Annotated in this window: 21 protein-coding genes, 1 tRNA gene and 1 pseudogene; 12 read left to right on the top strand and 11 right to left on the bottom strand. The window is 67.0% G+C overall.

The window, feature by feature from the left end; all coding sequences use genetic code 11:
* Positions 1-29: 29 nt before the first annotated feature.
* The 3 genes from QXH22_RS17215 to QXH22_RS17205 are packed head-to-tail and all read right to left on the bottom strand — an operon-like array spanning position 30 to position 4,475.
* Entirely contained in the window at positions 30-2,882 is a 2,853-nt protein-coding gene (locus QXH22_RS17215) for a DUF4349 domain-containing protein (protein WP_306276430.1), read from the bottom strand.
* The gene (locus tag QXH22_RS17210; RefSeq protein ID WP_306276429.1) at positions 2,879-3,475 is read right to left on the bottom strand and encodes a MerR family transcriptional regulator; all 597 of its coding nucleotides are present in this window, start codon (positions 3,473-3,475) and stop codon (positions 2,879-2,881) included. The genes QXH22_RS17215 and QXH22_RS17210 overlap by 4 nt, the downstream gene beginning before the upstream one ends.
* A gap of 49 nt (positions 3,476-3,524) precedes the next feature.
* On the bottom strand, positions 3,525-4,475 hold the full coding sequence (locus QXH22_RS17205; protein ID WP_306276428.1) for a helix-turn-helix transcriptional regulator: 951 nt from the start codon (positions 4,473-4,475) through the stop codon (positions 3,525-3,527).
* A 180-nt stretch (positions 4,476-4,655) separates the two neighbouring features.
* Between QXH22_RS17205 and QXH22_RS17200 the strand changes: the two are divergent.
* The 3 genes and pseudogenes from QXH22_RS17200 to QXH22_RS17190 form a co-directional block, all read left to right on the top strand.
* Positions 4,656-4,832, top strand: a pseudogene (locus QXH22_RS17200) (ANTAR domain-containing protein); the annotation flags it as partial.
* Between the two features lie 39 nt (positions 4,833-4,871).
* Positions 4,872-5,606 (top strand): sensor domain-containing protein, encoded by a 735-nt coding sequence (locus tag QXH22_RS17195; protein WP_306276427.1) that lies wholly within the window; start codon positions 4,872-4,874, stop codon positions 5,604-5,606.
* On the top strand, positions 5,603-5,899 hold the full coding sequence (locus QXH22_RS17190; RefSeq protein ID WP_306276426.1) for a ferredoxin: 297 nt from the start codon (positions 5,603-5,605) through the stop codon (positions 5,897-5,899). The genes QXH22_RS17195 and QXH22_RS17190 overlap by 4 nt, the downstream gene beginning before the upstream one ends.
* Here the strand turns inward: QXH22_RS17190 and QXH22_RS17185 are convergent.
* On the bottom strand, positions 5,892-6,566 hold the full coding sequence (locus tag QXH22_RS17185) for a response regulator transcription factor (RefSeq protein WP_306239705.1): 675 nt from the start codon (positions 6,564-6,566) through the stop codon (positions 5,892-5,894). The two genes, QXH22_RS17190 and QXH22_RS17185, sit on opposite strands and share 8 nt — an antisense overlap.
* 36 nt (positions 6,567-6,602) lie before the next feature.
* Between QXH22_RS17185 and QXH22_RS17180 the strand changes: the two genes are divergently transcribed.
* From QXH22_RS17180 to QXH22_RS17165, 4 genes are all read left to right on the top strand, one after another.
* A complete protein-coding gene (locus tag QXH22_RS17180) occupies positions 6,603-7,889 on the top strand; it encodes a sensor histidine kinase KdpD (protein WP_306239704.1) in 1,287 nt (428 codons plus the stop codon).
* Positions 7,890-7,991: 102 nt separating this feature from the next.
* Positions 7,992-9,263: a cytochrome P450 gene (locus QXH22_RS17175; protein ID WP_306276425.1), complete on the top strand. Its 1,272-nt coding sequence runs from the start codon at positions 7,992-7,994 to the stop codon at positions 9,261-9,263.
* A complete protein-coding gene (locus tag QXH22_RS17170; protein ID WP_306276424.1) occupies positions 9,260-10,366 on the top strand; it encodes an NDMA-dependent alcohol dehydrogenase in 1,107 nt (368 codons plus the stop codon). The genes QXH22_RS17175 and QXH22_RS17170 overlap by 4 nt, the downstream gene beginning before the upstream one ends.
* 186 nt (positions 10,367-10,552) lie before the next feature.
* A complete protein-coding gene (locus QXH22_RS17165) occupies positions 10,553-10,852 on the top strand; it encodes a hypothetical protein (protein WP_306276423.1) in 300 nt (99 codons plus the stop codon).
* Between the two features lie 16 nt (positions 10,853-10,868).
* Here QXH22_RS17165 and QXH22_RS17160 read toward each other — a convergent pair whose 3' ends face one another.
* Entirely contained in the window at positions 10,869-12,173 is a 1,305-nt protein-coding gene (locus QXH22_RS17160) for a DEAD/DEAH box helicase (protein WP_306276422.1), read from the bottom strand.
* 347 nt (positions 12,174-12,520) lie between these two features.
* On the opposite strand from QXH22_RS17160, the gene QXH22_RS17155 reads away from it, so the two are divergent.
* Together QXH22_RS17155 and QXH22_RS17150 are read left to right on the top strand one after the other, a co-directional pair.
* Entirely contained in the window at positions 12,521-12,931 is a 411-nt protein-coding gene (locus QXH22_RS17155) for a DUF732 domain-containing protein (RefSeq protein WP_306239699.1), read from the top strand.
* Between the two features lie 63 nt (positions 12,932-12,994).
* The gene (locus QXH22_RS17150; protein WP_306239698.1) at positions 12,995-13,804 is read left to right on the top strand and encodes an alpha/beta fold hydrolase; all 810 of its coding nucleotides are present in this window, start codon (positions 12,995-12,997) and stop codon (positions 13,802-13,804) included.
* Between the two features lie 20 nt (positions 13,805-13,824).
* Here QXH22_RS17150 and QXH22_RS17145 read toward each other — a convergent pair whose 3' ends face one another.
* The 3 genes from QXH22_RS17145 to QXH22_RS17135 are packed head-to-tail and all read right to left on the bottom strand — an operon-like array spanning position 13,825 to position 17,392.
* A complete protein-coding gene (locus tag QXH22_RS17145) occupies positions 13,825-14,517 on the bottom strand; it encodes a GAP family protein (RefSeq protein WP_306276420.1) in 693 nt (230 codons plus the stop codon).
* Positions 14,518-14,552: 35 nt separating this feature from the next.
* Complete coding sequence (locus tag QXH22_RS17140) at positions 14,553-14,873, bottom strand: STAS domain-containing protein (RefSeq protein ID WP_306239696.1); 321 nt, start codon at positions 14,871-14,873, stop codon at positions 14,553-14,555.
* Positions 14,873-17,392, bottom strand: a complete 2,520-nt coding sequence (locus QXH22_RS17135; RefSeq protein ID WP_306239695.1) for a SpoIIE family protein phosphatase — start codon at positions 17,390-17,392, stop codon at positions 14,873-14,875. The genes QXH22_RS17140 and QXH22_RS17135 overlap by 1 nt, the downstream gene beginning before the upstream one ends.
* Positions 17,393-17,671: 279 nt before the next feature.
* Between QXH22_RS17135 and QXH22_RS17130 the strand changes: the two genes are divergently transcribed.
* Positions 17,672-17,742: transfer RNA gene (locus tag QXH22_RS17130), tRNA-Cys, on the top strand.
* Positions 17,743-17,826: 84 nt separating this feature from the next.
* Here QXH22_RS17130 and QXH22_RS17125 read toward each other — a convergent pair.
* Entirely contained in the window at positions 17,827-18,657 is an 831-nt protein-coding gene (locus QXH22_RS17125; RefSeq protein WP_306239694.1) for an LLM class F420-dependent oxidoreductase, read from the bottom strand.
* Positions 18,658-18,738: 81 nt separating this feature from the next.
* On the opposite strand from QXH22_RS17125, the gene QXH22_RS17120 reads away from it, so the two are divergent.
* Entirely contained in the window at positions 18,739-19,215 is a 477-nt protein-coding gene (locus QXH22_RS17120; protein WP_306276419.1) for a nitroreductase/quinone reductase family protein, read from the top strand.
* Here QXH22_RS17120 and QXH22_RS17115 read toward each other — a convergent pair.
* Complete coding sequence (locus tag QXH22_RS17115; protein WP_306276418.1) at positions 19,212-19,763, bottom strand: TetR/AcrR family transcriptional regulator; 552 nt, start codon at positions 19,761-19,763, stop codon at positions 19,212-19,214. The genes QXH22_RS17120 and QXH22_RS17115 overlap by 4 nt on opposite strands.
* A 105-nt stretch (positions 19,764-19,868) precedes the next feature.
* Between QXH22_RS17115 and QXH22_RS17110 the strand changes: the two genes are divergently transcribed.
* Positions 19,869-20,291: a nitroreductase family deazaflavin-dependent oxidoreductase gene (locus QXH22_RS17110; RefSeq protein WP_306276417.1), complete on the top strand. Its 423-nt coding sequence runs from the start codon at positions 19,869-19,871 to the stop codon at positions 20,289-20,291.
* A gap of 6 nt (positions 20,292-20,297) precedes the next feature.
* Here QXH22_RS17110 and QXH22_RS17105 read toward each other — a convergent pair whose 3' ends face one another.
* On the bottom strand, positions 20,298-21,437 hold the full coding sequence (locus tag QXH22_RS17105; RefSeq protein ID WP_306276416.1) for a zinc-binding dehydrogenase: 1,140 nt from the start codon (positions 21,435-21,437) through the stop codon (positions 20,298-20,300).
* Positions 21,438-21,456: the final 19 nt, after the last annotated feature.

The following is a 21,456-nucleotide window of genomic DNA, read 5'->3' as shown; positions in this document are numbered from 1 at the left end:
GCAATTGAAACAATTGAAACAGCGTTCGGTCAGGCCTGCCCAGTCGGCGTGGCCGACGGTGCCCGCGGCGCGGACATCCGCCGGATCACCAGCACCAGACCCAGCACAGGCAGAGTCAACAGCACCAGCCAGGGCAGCAGGAATCCGGCCATCAGCAGGCCGCCATGAGCCGCCGCCAACACCGAGTGCCACCCACGTCCCAGCTCCCCGAAGAAGCCCGGTTGCGTCGCCGTAGACTCCGTGGAGATATTCACAGTGATTGTGGCGTAGTCGATTTCGTCATGCAGCGTAGTGCGCTGAGCCTTGAGCGAGTCCAGCTCGGCCTGCCGCTGGGTCAGCGATGATTCCGCGGCGAGCAGGTCGGCTAGGTCGCCGGCTTTGCTCATCAGCTCCTGCAGCCGTTTAACCGATGTCTGCAGCGCATCGATGCGGGCATCGAGGTCGACTCGTTGGGTAGTGACGTCGCTGTGGCTGATGGACATCGACTCGACCTTGCCCAGTTTCTTCGCCTCGGCGAGCACGCCGTCCAGCTTGTCCGCGGGAATACGTACCACCAGATTCACCACCGGCGACGATCGCCCGGACCGCTCCGACCGCGAATCTGCCCGTCCACCTGCGTCATTCACGGCGTTGATGAGCTGGTCAGCCACGGCGCCGGGGTCATGGACGACCAGCTGTAGCGACCCGTTGGTGACGACGTCACGTTTGAAGTTGTTGTCGGCGGGCGGTGCCAGCGGAGCAGGATTGACGGTGGTCTGATCGGCGATACCGCCATCCTTGGTCGCCGGAAGCTGGCCGTTCGGCCGGGAACGGCTCTGCTCCGGCGACTCCGTCACGCCGCCGACCACGCCGTCGCGAGTCGACATCGGCTGGCCACCCCGTCCCAGCGACCACACCCAGCCACCACCGAGCACCAGGGCACTAACCACCGCCACCACGATTACGTTGCGCAGCTTGACCATTCGCGCTGCCTTGAGGTTTGCCTGGGCTGCGGGGGGCGCGGCCGGGCCCGGCTCCCAGCCGGCCGGCGCCGCGACGGGCTGCAGGACGCGATGGGTCAATCCGCCCGTCGCAACGACGGGACCGTCGGCGCAGACGAATGCGGTGAACCGGCACAGCACCCCGAAGCGTAACGACGTGTCGACGATCCGCTGCGCTAACTCCGGAGCGGAACTGCTCCCGGCTTCCTCGGCGTAGCGATCCTCGAGGTCGCGCAAATGGGCCCGCGCCCACGTGGCCCTCACCCCCGAGGCGTCGCGGCGCTGTCCGGCAACGGCGACCGACCAGTGCGAGCCGGCAGAGTCGGTTCCGCGCAGCGCGATCGAACCCTCCGGAGCCCCCCGGTATCGCCCGCTTACCACCACCGGGACCCCGGGCAGCGCGTCCGGCAGTCGGGCCGGAGCCATGGTGTCGTCGAGGGTGGCCAGTCCTTCGGTACGCAACGTCAGCGAGTAGGCGCGCGGGGCGGCGACGCGACGGTGGATGGCTTCCATCGCCTCGTCGAGGCGATCCTCGCTTTCCACCAATTCACAACGCCCGCCACCGGCACTGGCCAGCCGCCCCAGGAAACCGGCGTTCACGGCTTGGTCGACGCCGACCGCGATCAACCGGACGCGGCGCAGATCCGCGGCGAGCCCGCGCATCACCTGATCCTCGTTGCCCACCTGACCGTCAGTGACCAGGACGACGATCGCGTCACGTCCGCCACTATCCCGCACCAATGCCAACGCCTGCCGCAACGGGCCGAAAAGCTCACTGCTGCCGAAAGACTCGACACCGGCCAGGTGCTCCACTGCATGAAAGCGGTTGCGGTCGGATGCCTCGACCAGGTCTTCGGGTAGCTGCGCGGGCCGCAGCACCCGGTCGCTGAAAGTAAGCACCGCGAACCGGTCGGCATCGGTGAGGGTGTCGATGATGCGCGCCGCAGCCCGCCGCGCCGCCGACATCTTCCAACCCCCCATGCTCGCCGAGTGGTCCAGCAGCAGCACGAGATCGCGCGGACGCGGCGGCGCCGTAGGCGCGGGTGGAAGCACGGTGAGCTGGTAGGTCCCCTCGTCACCGTCGGCGTCGGGGACCAACAGGAGCGAGTCGGAAAAGGCATCTTCCGCGTACCGCAGCCGCAGCACGAGATCCCGGTCGGCATGCTGACCCGGCACGACCCGGATGCGTCCGTCGTCGGTGGTTTCGGTGGGCAGGCTGGACCGGAACTCGGACAGTGTCGCACCCGCGGTGTCGATGCCGATGTCGACGGTCAGCGGAGTCGGATGCGGGAAGCCGGGCAGCAGCACCGGAGGGGTGATTCGCGAGGCGTCCGGGACTGCGTCGGTGTCGTCGGCACAGCCGTCTCCGACGGCGAGGTCGTCCAATGGCTTACCGGGGATATGCCGTGGCGCGACGACGAGCGGGAAGCGGAACGTCGCCTCGCCGTCCGCGTAGGTCAAAGGGTTGACGAGTGTGATTGCGACGGTGACTTTTTCGCCGGGCAGGATGTTGCCGACCCGCATGGTGAACACGTCGGGCCGCTCCTCCTCGGTGATCGACGCCCGCCGGCCCGGGGTGATGGCGCGGTCGTAATCTCGCCGGGCAGCTTCGCGCTCGGCGAGTGCCGCCTCGGCCACGCGGCCGTTGACGGTCATCCGCATGCCGATGACCGCGGCCCGGTCCGGCAACGGGAACACATAGCTGGCTTCCAGCGGTAGGTCGAAGGCATTGACGAAGTCCTGTGTCACGTCGACCTGGCCGACGAGCCCGGTGATGTCGACCCGTATATCGATGCGATCGAGCGGCAGGTTGCCGCGCTCGGTGCGCAGGGCTCCCACCGCGGCCTGATCGGCAGCGCGCTGCGTCCCGGCGTCAGTCGTCGTCGTGGTGCGGACGGTCATTGCGGGCTCCGATCATCGAGGGATAGCAGGCCACGGTCGGCCAGTAATTCGAGCAACGGCGCGGCGGCCGAACGGATGGAGTCAATGTCGGCGTCATCCGGGCGTGCCGGCAGCAGCAGCATCGCCCCACCCGGCAGGCTCACCGCGGCGAGCGCCGTGACACTGTCAGCGCCGTTCGCCTTGGCGTCGGCGGGGGGCGCGGTCCAGAAGCGACTCCGCCGGTCAGGGGTCGCCGCAGCCGGTGAGGCCGCTGTCTGCTCGGCTGTGAGCAATTCGTCGGGCACTCCGGCCAGCCGGCGCAGCGTCTCGTCAGTCGCCCCGGCCAGTTCGGCCTGCACCTGGGCCAGCGGAAACCCCTGGGCCTGAAGGCGTTTGACGGCGACGATCTGCAACAAATGCCGGGCGCCGTAGACCGCGTTGCGCCCTTGCATCACCGGCCGATCGACCAGTCCGGTGGTCGTGTACCACCGCACGGCACGCCGATCGGGCAGATCGCGGACCCGTCCGTTGGGCGATCCCGGATACGCCGCGCCGGCCAGTGCGGCGGAGACCCGCCCCACCAACTCGTCCAGTGTCCAGGCCGCCGCGGGCATGCGTCGATAGTGACACTGTTACCGTTACACTGTCAACGTCGACCTCAGGTCAGCCGAGCAGGGTCACGTGCGGACTGCGGCCATAGTGCTGCCGGTAGTACGCCGCGAAGCGCCCCATGTGGCCGAACCCCCACTTACGGGCGATGTCGCCGACCGACGTGCTATCGCGGTTGCCCGCGACCAGCTCGAGGTGAGCGTGGTGCAGACGCACCTGTCGCAGGTACTCGGTGGGCGTGCAGTCCCGATGCTTGCGGAACATGTATTGCAATGCCCGTGGTGTCACGAAGATCGCGTTGGCGATGTCGGTGAGCGAGATGTCGTCGTGCGCGTTCTCCTCGATGAAATCGATTGCGCGACGGAGCAATTGAGGGGTGCTGTCCCGCCGATCCGCAGCCGTCGTGTCCAGCACCGCGGTGCTGGGGAAGGCGGCCAGCACGCTGGCCGCCAGGTAACGCTGAATCGTGCTGCTGATCAACGGATCTCGGACAACACGCAGGTCGTCGGACACACTCTGGCAGACATAGTCCACGGCACGTACCAGATGCCGCTTGGCCTCGGGTGAGACCGGCGCGATCCCGGTCAGCCGCACCGGCGTATCTTTCGGGCCGCTCGCCACCTCGCTCAGCGCTTTGCGGTCGATGGAGAGCACGTCGCAGTGCGTACGCGCGGCCCAGCCGGTGAACGCACCGTTTTCCATACCGTCGTAAGCCGCGACATCATCGGGGCCAAAGATCAACTGCCCGTGCTTCATCCACTCGTAGACGAACGTTCCGGAATGCATCCGGGCCAGATAGATGCGGTCGGGTGGATTCGAGCGGAAGCCCACTTCGCAGCCCAGCTCGATTTCGTCGACATAGAGCGAACCCAGGCTGGTTCGGCGGATCCGCGTGCGCCCGACCTCGCTCGTGGGGCGACAGGAAAGCTGCACGCGCTCATAGGCGGCACAAATGCCGTTCACAGCTTCCGCGCAATCGGTGGTATCGAGGAGAACGGTCGACATGGGACGTTCCATTCAGTCGGCAAAAAACCACACGGCATCGTGGTTGAGCCGATCTTCCATCCCAGTGTCCACTACGCGAAGGCAAAAGTCACGCCGGCGTTCGCTTCGCGGCCCCACCAGCGGGGTCTGCGCCGATATCTTCGGGTTGTCGACATCTCTCAGGGGGATGAGAGCTGACTCAGCGCGCTGGCCAGCCGCGACATCATCCGGCAGGCCAAAGGGATTCTCATGGCGCGGTTCGACATCGATGCCGTGCAGGCGTTCGAACTGCTCAAACGTCTCTCGCAGGAACGCAACACCAAGCTGATCGACCTGGCGCACCAGGTCACGAGCCTGCGGACCCTCGGCGGCTCATGACGTCGGGTTCGCACTTCGCGCGCGCTCGGCGGACGGTTCGTGGATGCTGAGAGGGTGGGTGACGCCGGCTCTGACTCCACTCCGGTACGCCGCCACGGTGCGGTGACGCTTCTGGTTGCCTGCTGCCTGGCGCTCTCCGGATGCACCAGCGTTGTCGACGGAAGCGCGAAGGCGGCGGCGCGCGGTGCTGGTTCCAGCGGACCCATTCAACCGTCACAGCTCGAAGATCTGCTGACGCCGTCCGGCTCGTTCTCGGCGGTACCGAACAGCCCGCTCACCGAGGACGACATGCAGTCCGCCCTGTTCATCGGCGCCGATCCGGCCGAATGCCATGGCGTCGTAGCCTTCGGGCGCTATCCCCTGTTCCCCACCAACTACACCGGCCGCGAAGCCCGGACCCAGCAGGACCACCGGACCGACCAGCACCAGCTGTTGGAGGTCTCGGCCACCTACCCCGCCAACTTCGACGCTGCGGCATTTCTCGACTCAGTTCGAAAGGCGGTGTCCGGCTGCCAGCGCTCCGTCTCCGCCTGGGGTGACGACGGGCGCAGGATGACGGTGAACCCGGCGCCGTTGGCACAGAGCCCGCCCGAGGCCGCGCAGTGGACGACGAATCTGGCTGGGCAGCGATGGATCTGTGAATTCGCGATGCTGGCGAAGGCCAATGTGGTTGCCGAGATCGTGACCTGTTCACCGGACCGCTCGATCGATATCGGGGCGCTGGTGACCAAGCGGCTCAAGAAGATCAACGAGCTGCTGAATTCACGGTCGTGACGCTGGCCCGCGCAGGCCACTTCTGGCGCGCTCGGACCGCCCGCTTCCTGAACCTGGCGCAGATACTGGGCGACAACAGCGGGATCCGGAGGTTGTCGATGCACGTCACGGTGGATTACGAAGTGTGCGAGGGCCACGGTCAGTGCCTACTGGCCGCACCGGAGGTGTTCGACCTTCCGGACGGGGCCGACCAGGTGGTGGTGCTCGACCCGGATCCCCCGGAAGCCCAGCGCCAGTTGGTGATTCAGGCAGCGGCGATGTGTCCTGCGCAGGCGATCCGAATCCTCAACTGAGCCGGTCGGTTTCGGCAACCTCGTCAAGCATCCCGAAGCGCCCGGCGAGCGCCGCGGCGGCAATGCGGTTGCCCACCCCGAGTTTGTGCAGCAGTGCGGCGACCATACGTTTGGCGGTGCGTTCGGATACCAGCATGCGGTGGGCGATGTCGCCGGTTTCCATGCCGGTCGCCAGCAGCGTCCAGAGCCGAACATCCTGGGCGCTCAACGTTTCCAGCAGCGCTGACGGAGGCTTACGCGTATTGCTCAGTAGTGCGTCGAGCAGGGCTCCGTCGATCACCCGCAGTCCCTCGGCGATCGTCCACAACGGGCCGGCCAGCGCCTCGGGGCGCGCCGTCTTGGGCAGGAACCCATCGGCGCCGGCGCGCAACGCCTCCTCGGCCAGGGCGAGGTCGTCGGTGCCGGACAGGGCCAGAATCCGGGTGGCAGGGTGGCGTGCCTTGATGTGCCGGATCGCAGCCACCCCGCCCAACGGTGGCATGGAGAGGTCGATGATCGCCACGTCTGCCTTGCACCGGGCGACCAGATCGGCGGCCTCCTCCACGTATGTGGTCTGGCCCCCCACCGTGAACATTTCGCCCCATTCGCGGGTGAGCAACAGGGCCAGGCCCTGCGCGAACAGCTCGTGGTCGTCGACGATGACCACCACGTACGGCGAGCGGGTCATTGCCGTGATGCTAGACCCAACCCTATGGTCAGCCGGGTGAGACCGCTCGATCAGCTCAATACGGACCTCGGCGACGGGGACTACGGACTGGCCCGCACCGTCGTGGCGGTACGGGTCGCCGTGGTGATCTCGATCGGTGCGCTGTTGGCGATCGGACCCTACTGGGTCCGTGAACACACCGCGGCCACGGTGATGGTGCTCGGCGGGGCGATGGCCTACGCGGCGGCACTGATGGCCTATCCGCAGCCGGAGGTTCGCCGCACTCCGTACGCGTGGCTGGTCACCTCCTTCGACTCCGCGTTCACCCTCGCACTCATCGCATTGAGCGGCGGCGTCTACAGCCCGGTCGTGTCGGTACTGGCGCTCGTCGTCATCGCTTCCGCGGCCCGATTGTCCTTGGCTGAAACCCTCCTCGCGGCAGTGCTTTTGGGCGCGGCCTACGTTCCCGTGGCACTCACGTCATCGCCACCGCAGCCCGTCACGGCGGCGCCGGCACTGCTGGCCGGCTGGTCGGCGCTGTATCTGCTGTTCGTCGCGATCATCACCGCCGGGTTGTCCGCACTTGCCGAGCGGGAACACCGCTCCCGGCTGACGGCGCTGGTCGAAGCCGAAGCCGAACATGCCGCCGCCGAAGAGGAACGCGACCTGAGGGCGCGTCTGCTGCGCTCCTACCAATCTCAGCAAGACGGACTGCAGGTGCTGGTACACGAATTCCGCACGCCGGTGACATCTTTGGAGGCACTGACCGAAGCGCTCACCTCCGCGCAACCGATGTCCGATGATGACCGGGAGACCAGTCTGCAGCTGGTGGCGCGGCACGTGCACCACATCGGCGACATGCTCGACGCCCTGTCCGACGTCGCCCTGAGCCGGCGCCCGACGTTCTCGACCGGCCGGGTGCGCCACATCGACATGGCTGAGTTGATCCTTGCTGCCGCCGACGCCGTGGGGCTGGCACCACCACGGTTGCGGCTGAGCATCGAAGCCGGTGCCGTGTCGGCGGACGCGCAGGGGTTGCGGCGCGTGCTGACCAATCTGCTGGAGAATGCCGCGCGGCACGGCCGGGACGAGCCCGTCGATGTCACGTGCGCACGCGACGGCGAGGAGCTGATCGTCGCGGTCGCCGACCGCGGCCCGGGCATTCCGGCCGACAGCCTCGGCGAGCTGACCACCAAATATGTCAGTCGCGGCGGCCAGCGCGGCACCGCAGGTCTCGGCCTCTGGATCGTGCAGCAGATCGTCGAGGCGATGGGCGGCCGCGTCGATTTCGCCGCTCGCGAGGGCGGCGGGCTGGTCGCCACCTTCCGCGCCCCGGTGGGCTGACGGCGTTGGCCCACGCAGGCCAGTGGTTGGCACGCGCGCCGGTGTCGATCACGTCCCCCTCCGACCAGCATGGGTGCCATCGGGCGAGAAAGGGACCCTCGGATGACCGCACCCACCACCAACCCCACCTATAAGGACATTGATCTGAGCGCGCGTGCGTTCTGGGCCAAACCCCCCGAGGACCGCGACGCGGCCTTCGCGGTGCTGCGTGCGGAGAACCCGGTGCCGTGGAGCCGGCCGGCGGAATCGGACCTGCTGCCACCCGAACTCAACAACCGGGGCTTCTGGTCGCTGACCAAGCAGGACGACATCCGGACGGCCAGCCGGCACCCGGAGATCTTCTCGTCGGCCCAGGGCATCACGATGGAGGACTTCGCCCCCGAGGCGGTCGAGATCGCGCAGTCGTTCATCGCGATGGACGCTCCCCGGCACACCCAGTTGCGCGGCATCACCACCGAGGCGTTCAAGCCCAAAAACGTGCGGCGGCTGGAGAGTTGGATCCGCGGCCACGCGCACGACCTGGTCAGCGAGATGGCACATCTGGGCGAGGGCGACTTCGTCCAGCTGGTTTCGGTGAAGCTGCCCGGCCGGATCTTCGGGAGCTTCTTCGGGCTGCCCGAAGGCGATCTGCGCGACAAGGCCGTCAGCGCCGCCCAGCGCCTGGTGGGCTGGACCGACCCGAACATCCGCGGCGAGCAGAGCGAGCTGGAGCTGTTCATGGGCGCCGTGCTGGATCTGCACGCGGTGGCATCGGAGTTGATCCCGCAGCGGCGGGCCAATCCCGGTGACGACCTGATGACCTGGATGGTGCAGGCCGAGTTCGACGGCAAGAAGATGACCGACGACGAACTGCGGGCCTTCTTCGTTTTGATGGGCGTGGCGTCCAACGACACCACCCGGCATGCCTCGGCGCACGCGATCGCCGCTCTCTCGAAGTTTCCCGACCAGCGCGCGCTGCTGGTCGAAGACGTCGAGGGCCGGGTCGGCACTGCGGTGGAGGAGGTGCTGCGCTGGGGATCACCGTTGCTCCACATGCGCCGCACCGCCACCAGGGATGTCACCGTGCGCGATGCGGAGATCAAGGCGGGCGACAAGGTGGTGCTGTGGTACTACTCCGGCAACCGTGACGAGGACGTCTTCGACGATCCGCACAGCTTCAATATTCTGCGAAACCCCAACCCGCACATCGCGTTCGGCGGCGGTGGTCCACACTTCTGTCTCGGTGCCGCGCTGGCGCGCACCATGCTCAAGGCGCTGCTGACCGAGGTCTACACCCGAATCCCCGACATCTCGGCACCCGAACCTCAGTATGCGCTGGCCAATTTCATCAACGGCATCAACAGCCTGCCCGCGACCTGGACGCCGGAACGATGAAGACAAAAGCCGCGGTGCTGTGGGGACTGCACCAGAAGTGGGAGGTCGAAGAGGTCGACCTCGACGGCCCCAAGGAAAACGAGGTTCTGGTCAAGCTGACCGCCAGCGGCCTGTGCCATTCCGACGATCATCTGATCACCGGTGACATGCCCATGCAGTTGCCGGTGGTCGGCGGCCACGAGGGCGCCGGGGTGGTGGTCGAGACCGGACCGGGCGTCACGGAGGTCGCCGAAGGCGATTCGGTGGTGCTGAGTTTCATCCCGGCCTGCGGCCGCTGCGAACCGTGCGCACGCGGCATGAGCAACCTGTGCGTACTGGGTGCGGCGATCATCGCCGGGCCGCAACTCGACGGCACCTTCCGGTTCCACGCCAGAGGTCAGGGGCTGGGCCAGATGTGTGTGCTGGGAACGTTTTCCGAATACACGGTGGTCCCGATGGCCTCGGTCATCAAGGTCGACCAGGGCACCGTACTGGACACCGCGGCGCTCGTCGGGTGTGGCGTCACCACCGGTTACGGCAGCATGGTGCGCACCGGCGAGGCCGGTGACGGCGACACCGTGGTGGTCATGGGCGTCGGCGGCATCGGCATGAATGCGGTCCAGGGCGCACGCATCGCGGGTGCGCGCGTCATCGTCGCGCTCGATCCGGTCGAATACAAGCGCACCCGTTCGCTCGAGTTCGGCGCCACGCACACCGCGGCGACCGTCGACGAGGCGCTCTCGCTCGTCACCGAACTGACCCGCGGCCAGTTGGCCGACGTCTGCGTCGTCAGCACCGACTCGGCCGAGGGCGAGTATGTGGCGCAGGCCCTGAGCCTGGTCGGCAAGCGCGGCCGGGTGGTGATGACCGCCATCCCCCACCCCACCGACACCAGTGTCGCCATGTCGCTGTTCGATCTGACGCTCTACGAAAAGCAGGTCCGCGGCTCACTTTTCGGCTCGTCCAACCCACGTCGCGACATTCCCCGCATGCTCGACCTGTACCGGGCCGGACGGCTCAAGCTGGACGAGCTGGTCACCCGCGAGTACACCCTGGACGAGATCAACGACGGCTACGCCGACATGCATGCCGGGGTGAACCTGCGGGGGCTGATCCGGTTCTGAACGCGCGGGTTCGCCACTGTTGCCCCTTGACCATAATTCATTTCATATGCAATAGTTGCACTTGGGTCTAATATGACAAGCGGAGTACCGCCTGAGCAGCTACGATCCCGAACGTTGGCGCCGCGGCGGCGACGTCAGCTCGTCTGGAACGCCCAGATTGACCCGTCAACTATCAAGGAGTGGTAGATGTCCGAGGAAAAATCAGCACCCGCGCAGCTTCGGCGAGCGCGCCGGCCGATCCGATTGATCTGGATTGCCGCCGTCATCGGTGGCGTGGCGGTCAGTTTCGGTGCGGCGGAGGCCCAGACGCTTGGCAATGCACCGACTTCCATCACAGCCACGCCCGAGGACCCCTGCCTGCTGACCAATACCTGCGGCCTGGAGAGCCAGATCGCCGAAGATGAGCAGCAAGGCAGGGACTTTCAGGCCTACTGCGACGAGCTGAAGCTGAAGAACATCACGATCCCGGAGTGCGAGCCGGCCTGATCGGCCGCACTGCCGCCTAGCGGGCGGTCCGTTGCATCCCGCTGGGCCGGCCGCGACGCCGTTGTCCGGACGCAGCGGACCCGCGACGCCTGGCCGGCTTAGCCGGTTGCGGCGCAGCGGCTTTGGGAGCCGGGGCGCGATATGGCGCGACCTCGCCGACCAACGCCTGCACCTCCGCGGAGTCGGCGGTCACGTGCTGCGGCTCGACCCGGATACCGGCCTTGCGCAGCAGCGCCCGGGTGTCCGTGCGTTGCTCGGGCAGTACCAGAGTGACCACGTCGCCCGCATTCCCGGCCCGTGCCGTGCGCCCCGAACGATGCAGATAGGCCTTGTGCTCGGCGGGCGGATCGATGTGCACCACCAACTCGACCTCGTCGACGTGCACACCACGCGCGGCGATGTCGGTTGCCACCAGGACCCTGGCCTCGCCGTTGCTGAAGGCGGCGAGATTGCGGTCACGTGCCGGCTGAGAAAGGTTGCCGTGCAGGTCAACTGACGGGATGCCCGCATCGGTGAGCTGCTTGGCGAGCCGGCGGGCGTGATGTTTGGTGCGCATGAACAGAATTCGGCGCCCACTGCCCGAGGCCAAGCGGTGCACGAGTTCCTTCTTGGCTTCCGCTCCGGCGACGTGGAATACGTGATGGGTCATCGCCGACACCGGCGCGTTCAACTCGTCCACCGAGTGCAGAACCTGATCACGCAGGAACCGGCTCACGAGTTTGTCGACGCCGTTGTCGAGAGTGGCGGAGAACAGCAGGCGCTGACCGCCGGCCGGGGTAGCGGCCAGGATGCGCGTGACACCCGGCAGGAACCCCAGGTCGGCCATATGGTCGGCTTCGTCGATGACGGTGATCTCCACCGCGTCGAGGCTGATCAGGCGCTGCTTCATCAGGTCTTCGAGCCGGCCCGGGCAGGCCACCACGATGTCGATGCCGGACTGCAGCGCCGCTACCTGCCGATTCTGCGACACACCACCGAAGATGGTGGCGACGCGCAGGTTCCGGGCAGCAGCCAACGGTTCCAGCGTCGCGGTGATCTGGGTGGCCAGTTCACGGGTAGGTGCCAGGACCAGACCCGACGGTCGTGACGGGCGCCGTTTGGCCGATGACAGCCGGCTGACCAACGGGATCGAGAAGGCGAGCGTCTTTCCGCTGCCGGTTTTGCCGCGTCCCAGGACATCTCGGCCCGCCAGCGTGTCAGGCAGGGTCTGAACCTGGATCGGGAACGGGGCGGTGATGCCGGCGGCGGTGAGCACGCCGATCAGCGGCGCGCTCACGCCGAGTTCGGCAAAAGTCTTGTCAGTACTTGGTTTTGGAGTCACTTTTCGGTGCCTTTCGGGGCATCGGGTGCACCGGATCGTCGCGAGGAGTTCGCGCAGAGCTGGTACAAGCTGGCGAGATTGCCGGTGGGCAAAATCGATCGCCGCGAGACCGTAGTGCTTGGTGCACGGATCATCTGAACGCGACGCGCTGAGCCGCTGATCTTGGGCTGGCGCCGGTGGGATGAGGAACGTTCCACGACGTGTTGGCGGTAGTGATTGGTGGCCAACGTTGTGCCCAGTCTATCTCACCGACGCCTGCGGCCCTAATACGACGCGAATGGGCCCGCTCACGGCCCCGCGGTGCTACTTTCGCCTGGCAATCGGTACAGAGTCGGGCAGGAGGCGCAATGTCGGGCACGGTCAGCAGGTTCGTAGCGGGTCTGGCGATGTTGGCGGTGCCGGTCGCGGTGGCCCCGGTGGCAGCTGCTGAGCCGGGGCCGGGCAGCGGCGAGACCTTTTTCGTCGACTACATGACGCGTGTGTTCGCTCCCCCGACCTCAGAAGCGGCGGCACGCGCGATAATCCCGCTGGCACAACAGGTCTGCGATGCCAGGGCTCAGGGCCAGACCGACCAGCAAGCGGCCAACATCGTGGTGGCCGGCAACGGCGTCGAAACCATAGGTCTGGGCACGGGATCGGTATCGGGAGACGAGGGCACCGCGTTGAACATCGTCAATGCGGCGACCCTGGCGTACTGCCCGCAGTACAACGCGACCATCGGTGAACCGTTGACGCCCAATCCCATCCCTGTGGAGTGAGTCCGCGCCTGTCGCTGCGATGTGACTTTGCCCATAATTGAGGCCATCGCGGTTTCAGACGAGATGGAGCGCTTCACACGCCGGTACGGCAACCAGGTAGAGGTCCAGGGAATTCAATGGTCCTACTACCGCCTCGGCGCGGGCACACCGGTGCTCTGGTTGACGGGCGGTCTGCGTCGGGCGGCGGCGGCCTCGGCTTTTCTCGAAAGTCTTGCCAGACATCACACCGTCATCGCGCCGGACTACGCGCCTGTGCCGTCCATCGCGGAGTTCATGGCCGCTTTCGACGAGATACTGCGCCGCGAATCGGTGGACGCCGTCACCCTGGTGGGTCAGTCGTACGGGGGAATGTTGGCGCAGGCCTACCTGGCACACCGCCCGCAGGCCGTCACGCGTCTGGTGCTCTCGAGTTCGGGTCCGGTTGCCTACGCCCGCCGGTGGGTTCCGGCGGCAAAGCTGGGCTCTCTGCTCGCCCGGGTGCTGCCGGAGCGGCTGCTGAAGAAGCTGTTGGCCGCGGGGCTGGCGAGGCTGGCGCGCCCACTACCGCAACAGGAGCGGGCGCAGATGAGCGAGGTCATTCGGATCCTGCTGCACGAGAAGCTATCTCGCGCCGATGTGGTGTCCCACTTCGCCGTCGCCGCGGACGTGATCCGGTCAGGCATGGTCGAACCCGCCGCATTCCGCGGCTGGCACGGCGACGTGGTGGTGCTGAGCGCCGAGAACGACCCGACGCAGCGCGACCGGGACATGCCGAAGTACGAGTGGTTGTTCGGGCGCCGTCCGCAGCTGGTCAGCTTGGGACAGCTCGGGCACGCCGCGGTCCTCACTGCCCCTGACCGCTATGTCGAACTGCTCGAAGGCATCTTCGAATAACCAGCCTGCGAAGGGTCGGATCAGCTGCCGGCGATGCCGGCGGTTATCAGGACCAGACCGACGACCAGGAGCAAGGCGGCGACTTCCATCCGTCGCCGCGAGCCGACCCAGGCGTTCAGCGCCGTCAACGACCGCCGCGTCGTGTGAGGAGCCAGCAGATACGCCAGCAGCGACACCTCCACCAACGCAAAGGCGACGATGTTGTAGAGCAACAGCGCCCCAACCTGATTGGTGGCCGCGGCACCGGATGCCAGGATGACGGCCAGCGCAGCCAGGTAGTCCACCGACGGCAGCGCGATCCCGAGACCGGCCAGCGCAGCGACCCACAGCTGGCGTCCGGTCAGCAGCTGCCGAAGCCACATCTGCAGCTTCTGCACGCGACCTTGGCGTTCCCCGTCGTCGGCGGCGGCGGGACGGTCGCGACGGACGTGGTGTACGGCCGCCCGGACGGCCAGGACCGCAGCGACCAGGATCGCCAGTCCGCCGATCAGGACCTGAACCGTGGGCAGCGTGAGGTGAGTGGAGGAGACCAGCCGCCGCCGGAAGACGAAGATGACGACCAGGCCCACCACCACACCCATGGCGAACCCGCCACACAAGAACGCGCACAGCTGCAGGGCGGGACGGGGCCTGTTCAGCATCAACACCGTCATGCCGATGCGGAAGGGCTCGAGGCTCACTGCGAGAGCCATCACCAAGATGGGAATCCACATAGCGTTCCGGTGAAACCGCGCGGGTGCCGGCTGCTTCAGTGTCCCGTCGGCGCGGGTTCGGTGGTGATCAGTTCGGTCAGCCCGCACATGGAAAGAATGGACATCAGCAGCGGATGCGCAATGAGGTGGATGTGGTCCGCGTGGGAGAACAGAGCGTTGACCGCGGCACTGTCGAGATATTCGACGGCGCTGAGGTCGACGGTGAGTTTGCGGTCGCCGCCGGCCGCCTCGGTGGCGGCCTTGGTCAGAGCTCGGTCGAACGCGTCGATGTTGCTCAAATCGATCTCACCCGTGGCCTTCAGCACGAGTTCACCGTCGTACCCGTGCGAGGTTTCCAGGGTGAGCGACGTGGGCATCAGGAGATCCTCGCGGATAGGTGAACCGTGGTTCCGGCAGTGTCGGAGTCGATCGTGACGTCGTGCATGAGCGCGCGCATCAGCGAGATGCCCCGGCCACGCCGCGGATAGGAATCGGGGTCCGGCGTCTTCCAGGACCCGGTATCGGTGATCGTCAGTTGCACCTGGTCGTCCACTGCCGTCGCGCCCAGGGTCACGGTGCCCCCCGGGCTGTGACGGTGGCCGTGCTCGATGGCGTTGGCGACCGCTTCTCCGGCGGCGAGGAGTACCTTCGCCGCCTGATCCTGGTCCATCCGGGCGCGGGACAACCAGTTGCGTAACGCGGAGCGCGACGCCGCCAGGTTCTCCGGGTCGGCGCGGAACGTCATCTCGAGCGGCGCCGGATGGCGGTAGAGCATGAGGACCACGTCGTCCTGATACCCGTCGTTCGGGGCGAGCCCGGCCATGATCTGGTTCGCGAGGCCGTCGAGTTCGCTGGCGCGGCCGTCCTGGATGAAGGCGGCGGTGCGGGAGATACCGTGCTCGATCGGCACGCGACGCCGTTCCACCAGGCCGTCGGTGTACAGCGCGAGCGTGGCGCGCGCCGGCATCGTCGCGTGCGCTTCCGAGCGCGGCCAGCCGGGCCGCATTCCCAGGGCGATGGTGCGGCCGTCATCGAGCTTCCGGATGGTTCCATCTGCTTCGACGACGATGGGTGGGGGGTGGCCGGCGCTGGAATACACCAATTCACCCGTGTCGGGATTGAGTACGACGCAGACGGCGGTCGTGCACGGCGCGCCGGGCAGCCGCGCGGCGAACCGGTCCATCCCGGCGAGGACCGCGCTGGGGCTGGAGTTGTCGAACAGCAATGCCCGGCAGGCGCTGCGTACCTGGCCCATCACGGTGGCGGCGGCCAGGCCGTGACCGACACAGTCGCCGACGATCAGCGCAATCCGGCCGTCGTCCAGTTCGACGATGTCGTACCAGTCCCCGCCCACCTGCAGGGGTGGGCTGGCGGCTTGATAGCGGACCGCGAATCCGTGGGGCAGCTCAGCGGGTCCCAGGATGGCGTGCTGCAGCGCCAGCGCGGTTTCGCGCTGCTGGTCGACCTGGTGGACCCGCTGCAGACCCTGGCCGAGACGGCCCGCCAGCACCGTGAGCAGGGTCTGGTCTTCGAGTGTGAACGGTCGTTGCGCAGCCAGATCGATCCACACGACCAGCACCCCCTCGGGATGCTGCAGCGCGATGCCGGCGGTACCGGGCTTCGCGGTGTTGGGCGTGAGGAGGTCGCCGTCGCGCAACGCGATGAGCAACGCGCGCTCCTCCGGCGGCAGGTCCGCCCAGTGCGCCGGCTCACCGACGGAAACCACCAGTGGCGCACCGTAGGCAACCGACTTGGTCGCGTCACTGCGAGCCGGAAAGGTGACAGCCAGCACGCGGCGCGCCCGCCACAGTCGGCGCAGCTCCTCGGCCGCGGTATGCACCGCCTCGTCGACCGTATCCGCTTGCGCCAGTTCCTGATTGAGCGCGTGCTCGCGTCCGGCCGCCAGCGCCAGGGCGATCGCGGCGTGCCGGGCGAAGTCGCTGACGAGTTCGAGGTAGTCGGTGCCGAACGCCGACTGCTGTGGGCCGCGCGCGACCGCGATGACGCCGAGCACCGCCTCGTCGGCGATCAGCGGTATGACGATCGCCGAGCGCTCACCGACATCGGTGAACCCCTCGATCGGATACTGGAAGGAATCGGTGATCAGCGGCAGACCGCGGCGCGCCACGCCGCCCGTGGTGGAGGCATCCATCGGCACCTGCTGACCGACCACCTGGGAGGTGTACCGGCCCGCGGTCGCCGCCACCACAAGGGTGTTGACCTGTTGAGCGGGCAGGTCGGGTTCGCCCGGCACCAGCAGGATCGCCTGCTCGGCATCGGCCAACTCGAGCGCCCGGTTCACGATGAGCTGCAGCGGACCGGTCTGCGGGTCGCCGGACAGCAGCGCCGTGGTGATCTCGCGGCTGGCGTTGGTCCATCTCGCCGATTCGCGTTCTCGCTCGAACAGGCGCGCATTGTCGATGGCGGCGGCAGCGGCCGTGGCCAATGCCCGCACCGCGCCCTCATGAGAATCCGTGAACACCCGACCGGGCCGGTCATCGGCGAGATAGAGGTTGCCGAAATCGGCGGCCCGCACGGTGATCGGTATCGCCAGCAGCGCCCGGATCGGTGGGTCGTCCGGCAGCAGTTCCGTGGACCGAGGGGAGGCACTCAGGTCGTCGACTCGAATGCCCTCGCCGACCTGGATGCCACCGAGTCGCTGCGATGTGGTGTGGCCGATGCCCTCGTAGATGAACGAGGACAGGGAACCGTCGTTCGCGCGTAGGCCTAACGATCCATATCGGGCACCGGTCAGCTCCATCGCCCCGTTGACGATTCGGTGCAGTGTCATATCCAGGTCCAGGTCAGACCCGATTTCGACGATGACCCGCACCAATTGCTGCAGTTGGTCGCGAGCCGCCACCAACTCGTCGAGCCGTTCGTGGATTCCACTCACCAGCTGACGCCCGCGCTGCCTGCTGACTGCCGGTCGTTGTTCATAGTTTTCGTGCCTAGTCGTCGGGTTTCGTCATTTGTGCGCCGTGCCCGTGTTCTGCCCGTTCAATCACAGCACCCGCTCCCCTACCCGCCAACACCGGTCTGCAAACTCGCCGACGGTCGCGCTGAACGGCACTGCGACGGCCGGCTCGGTAACCCGCTCGGCCCCTTTCGTAACGATCAGAGCGAGGTAAACACTGGGCCGCGGCCGGCCCGGGCTGGCACGGTAGGGGTTCGCGCGGGTGTGGCTGAGTGGCTAGGCAGCGGCCTGCAAAGCCGTACACACGGGTTCGAATCCCGTCACTCGCTCCGCGCCCCTGCTGGCGAGCAGACACAAAAGCACCTTGGAACGCGCGCTCCGACGGGATTCTGTGTCTGCTCGCCGTGCAGACGTCACCCGCGGTACTGCGCGACCCGCGCCGCATAGTCGTCGAGCAAGCGCAGCGACTCGTCATGCGGTTTGGTGGGCAGCAGCAACGCCAGCTGACCGAAGCCCAGATCCTCGGCGGCGCGCCAGTATTCGAGATTATTGGGGGTTCCGAACATCGCCAGCGGGACGTCGTGACCCGCGGCGTTGCGCAGCTGGTCGACGCGCCGGCTGATGTTCTCGATCGGAAACGGGTTGGATATCCACCCGGCGCCGTGGCGGACCACCCGCTTCACCGTGGCGTCGGAATTGCCGCCGATGTAGATGGGCGGATGCGGCTTCTGCACCGGCTTGGGCCGGCTGTAGGACGGCGGGAAGTCCACGTATTTGCCGTGGTACTCGGCGGGTTCGTCGGTCCACAGCGCCTTGATCGCCTCGATGCGTTCGTCCAGGAGTGCGCCCCGCGTCTTCGGATCGGTCCCGTGGTCGCGCATCTCCTCGAGATTCCATCCAGCGCCGACACCGAATACGAACCGCCCTCCCGAGATCAGGTCGATGCTGGCGGCCTCCTTGGCCGTGACGATCGGGTCGCGCTGGATGAGCAATGCGATACCGGTGAAAAGCTCGATCGTGGACGTCACCGCGGCGGCCGCCGCCAGGGTGACGAACGGATCCAGAGTGCGGTAGTAGATCTTCGGCAGGTCACCGCCGAGCGGATACGGCGACTCGCGACTGGCCGGGATGTGGGTGTGTTCGGCGATCACCAACGATTCGAATCCGCGCTCCTCGATCGCCCGCGCCAGCGAGACGGTGTCGATGCTGTCGTCGTTGACGAACGTGGAGATTCCGAACTTCATCGCGCTACCCCTGTCGGTTCGGCGTCGCATCCCTGACACCAACGACCTTAGGCTGTGTTGGGCCCGAGAGGAGAAACGTCGATGACCAGGCAGCCAGGAACTTCCGCAGCCTTCTCTGCTGCCGGACGCCTACTCAGCCGACCGGCGATGCGCCCGGTGACCCGCGCGTTCAGCGACCTGCATGCGGCGCTGTACCGGTGGACAGGCGGCAAGGCACAGAACTCCAAGTACCCCACCATGTTGCTCACCGTCACCGGCCGCCGCAGCGGCAAGCAGCACACGGTTCCGCTGATCTATGTCCGAGACGGCGACCGGTATGTGATCGCGGCCGCCTATGCCGGCAGCGACGCCGACCCGGCCTGGTGGCTGAACCTGAAAAATAACCCCCGCGCTGTGGCGCAGGTGCACGACGAAAAGTTCGACGTTGCAGCCGAACTCGCGCCCACGGAGCGACGGGAGGAGTTGTGGCGGCGGCTGGTCGAGATGTATCCGTACTTCACCGAATACCAGCAGCGCACGAACCGGCAGATACCCGGGGTGCTACTCCGGCGCGCCTAACCGCGGCCGACCAGGTCTTCCAGCACCCGGGCGGTGCGGTCCAGCGGATCGGTGGACCGCGCGGCCAGACAGAGTATGACCGCGCCCTCGATGGCGGCGACGATGGTGGTGGCCAACGCTTCCGACTCGCCAGCCTCGCGGCCCTGGCTCCGTAACCGTTCTCCAATCACCTTCTGCCACATGGTGAATACCTCGCCCGCCGCATCCGCGGCCTCGGCTGACTCGGTGCGCCCGAGCGCGGCCGCGACCACCGGGCACCCCGCGGTGTAGTCGGTGGAGCGCAACGTGTGTTTCCACGAGCCGACGAACGCCGCCAGCGACTCGCGCACGTCGCCGTCGGGCGAGGCTTCCAACGTCGAGTCCAGCAGCCCGCCTGCCGCCCGGGTGGCCTCGGCCATGAGTTCAGACTTGCCGCCCGGAAAATTCACGTAGATCGACCGGCGTGCCGTGCCGCTGTGTTGCAGCAGTTCGGCCAGTCCAGTCCCGGCCACCCCGTGCCGGCGCATCAGGTCGATGGCGCTGTCGATCAGGCGCTCGCGGGCGGTCATCGGCTCTCCCCTCTCTCGACCGGTTGCAGTATACCGATTGGTCTACTACCTTAGGGTAGACCGATCGGTATAAACCGGCCACCGAGCATCGAGGCGGAGATTGCCATGACTGATGACCAGAAGACTCTGCAGAAGTTCCGCAGGGAACGCGCCGTCGGACGCTATGTGCTCAACCCGGTGGTGAAAGGGTTGAGCAGGCTCGGACTGCGAACCGCACTGGCCACTGAACTCGAAACCATCGGCCGCAAGACCGGTCAGCCGCGCCGGGTACCCGTGTCGGTGCAATTCGACGATCGGGGCGGGTGGCTCATCAGTCAGCACGGCACCCGCTCCGGCTGGGGCCGCAACATCGTCAACAACCCGAATATCCGTGTGCGACAGGGTAATAAGTGGCGCACCGGAGTCGCGACGTTACGCCCGGACGATGACGTGGTGGCGCGGGGCCGCAAGTTCGGGCGGCTGGGCGCCACCGTGGTGAAGGCGCTGGAGACGACGCCGGTGTCGGTGCGGATCGATTTCACCGACTGACCGAAGCTAGGCGTGCGGAGTGACCAGAAACTTCTCGCCGGTCGCCCGCCTGACATATTCGGTGAACGCGTCGGGCTGAAGCATTCCGGCCAGCGACACCTCGCGGGTGTATTTGCTCGCGAACGTCGTGGTGAGTTCGCCGGCCACCCGCGCCCGCAGCCGGGCGAACGTCTCGCGGCCGGCGCTCTGCAGGAACGGGGTGAGCAGCCATCCGCCTACGCCCCAGGCCATTCCGAAGTTCCGGGTGAGCACTGTCGGGCTGGTGTCGAGGGCGCCGTAGATGTACACCTGCTTGTGGACGCTCGAGCCGTAGCGGGAGTATTGCGCCGCGGTTGCGTTGACCGCCTCCTCCATGCCGTTGAGGATCTGGCTCACCAGTGTCCCGCCGCCGATGGCGTCGAAAGCCATTGTCGCCGATGTCGCTTTGAGCGCCTCGACGAGATCGCCTTCGAAAGAGGACGATGTGGAATTGCACACGTATTGCGCCCCAAGCGATCTCAGTATTTCCTCTTGCTCGGGCTTACGGACGATGTTGACCAGAGGTATGTCGTCTTTCTGGCACAGCTTGACCAGCATCTGGCCCAGGTTGGACGCGGCGGCGGTGTGGACCAGAGCCGAATGACCTTCGCGGCGCATGGTTTCGGTCATTCCGAGGGCAGTCATCGGATTCACGAACGACGACGCCCCGTCCTTGGCCGGGGTGCCGTCGGGGAGTACCAGGCAGGCCGATGCGTCGACCGCACGGTACTGCGAATACATCGCGCCGCCGGCGATCGCCACCGTTCTGCCCAGGAGGGCCTGAGCCGCCTCCGACGACCCGGCCGCCACCACGGTGCCGGCGCCCTCATTGCCCACCGGCAGGGATTCGTCGAGTCGCGCGGCGAGCGCCTTGACTGCGGACGTTCCGAGTGGGGCGGTGACGACGGGCCGCTCGGGCGTGCCTGAAACCGTCGCCTCGCTCATGTCCGCGCTTGCGACGAGCAGACCCAGGTCTGAGGGGTTGATCGGCGAGGCCTCGACGCGCACCAGCACCTCGTTGTCGGCGGGGGCCGGGACGGGCACGTCCTCCAGCGACAGCGTGAGGGTACCGTCGGACGTCACCAAAGAACGCAGTTCCAGTGCGGTGCCGGGCAGATCTGCGGTCATGACGGATGCCTCATTCCTG

It is taken from the genome of Mycobacterium sp. TY814, assembly GCF_030755175.1.
GTDB lineage: Bacteria > Actinomycetota > Actinomycetes > Mycobacteriales > Mycobacteriaceae > Mycobacterium.
This window is presented reverse-complemented; position numbering and strand designations above follow the sequence as displayed.

Coding starts and splice junctions, on each gene's coding strand:
- QXH22_RS17110 (WP_306276417.1), top strand. CDS start 19,869: ATGACTGATGACCAGAAGACTCTGCAGAAGTTCCGCAGGGAACGCGCC.
- QXH22_RS17150 (WP_306239698.1), top strand. CDS start 12,995: ATGGAGCGCTTCACACGCCGGTACGGCAACCAGGTAGAGGTCCAGGGA.
- QXH22_RS17140 (WP_306239696.1), bottom strand. CDS start 14,873: ATGCCCACGTCGCTCACCCTGGAAACCTCGCACGGGTACGACGGTGAA.
- QXH22_RS17205 (WP_306276428.1), bottom strand. CDS start 4,475: ATGTCGACCGTTCTCCTCGATACCACCGATTGCGCGGAAGCTGTGAAC.
- QXH22_RS17105 (WP_306276416.1), bottom strand. CDS start 21,437: ATGACCGCAGATCTGCCCGGCACCGCACTGGAACTGCGTTCTTTGGTG.
- QXH22_RS17155 (WP_306239699.1), top strand. CDS start 12,521: ATGTCGGGCACGGTCAGCAGGTTCGTAGCGGGTCTGGCGATGTTGGCG.
- QXH22_RS17165 (WP_306276423.1), top strand. CDS start 10,553: ATGTCCGAGGAAAAATCAGCACCCGCGCAGCTTCGGCGAGCGCGCCGG.
- QXH22_RS17175 (WP_306276425.1), top strand. CDS start 7,992: ATGACCGCACCCACCACCAACCCCACCTATAAGGACATTGATCTGAGC.
- QXH22_RS17120 (WP_306276419.1), top strand. CDS start 18,739: ATGACCAGGCAGCCAGGAACTTCCGCAGCCTTCTCTGCTGCCGGACGC.
- QXH22_RS17210 (WP_306276429.1), bottom strand. CDS start 3,475: ATGCCCGCGGCGGCCTGGACACTGGACGAGTTGGTGGGGCGGGTCTCC.
- QXH22_RS17185 (WP_306239705.1), bottom strand. CDS start 6,566: ATGACCCGCTCGCCGTACGTGGTGGTCATCGTCGACGACCACGAGCTG.
- QXH22_RS17170 (WP_306276424.1), top strand. CDS start 9,260: ATGAAGACAAAAGCCGCGGTGCTGTGGGGACTGCACCAGAAGTGGGAG.
- QXH22_RS17145 (WP_306276420.1), bottom strand. CDS start 14,517: ATGTGGATTCCCATCTTGGTGATGGCTCTCGCAGTGAGCCTCGAGCCC.
- QXH22_RS17115 (WP_306276418.1), bottom strand. CDS start 19,763: ATGACCGCCCGCGAGCGCCTGATCGACAGCGCCATCGACCTGATGCGC.
- QXH22_RS17125 (WP_306239694.1), bottom strand. CDS start 18,657: ATGAAGTTCGGAATCTCCACGTTCGTCAACGACGACAGCATCGACACC.
- QXH22_RS17215 (WP_306276430.1), bottom strand. CDS start 2,882: ATGACCGTCCGCACCACGACGACGACTGACGCCGGGACGCAGCGCGCT.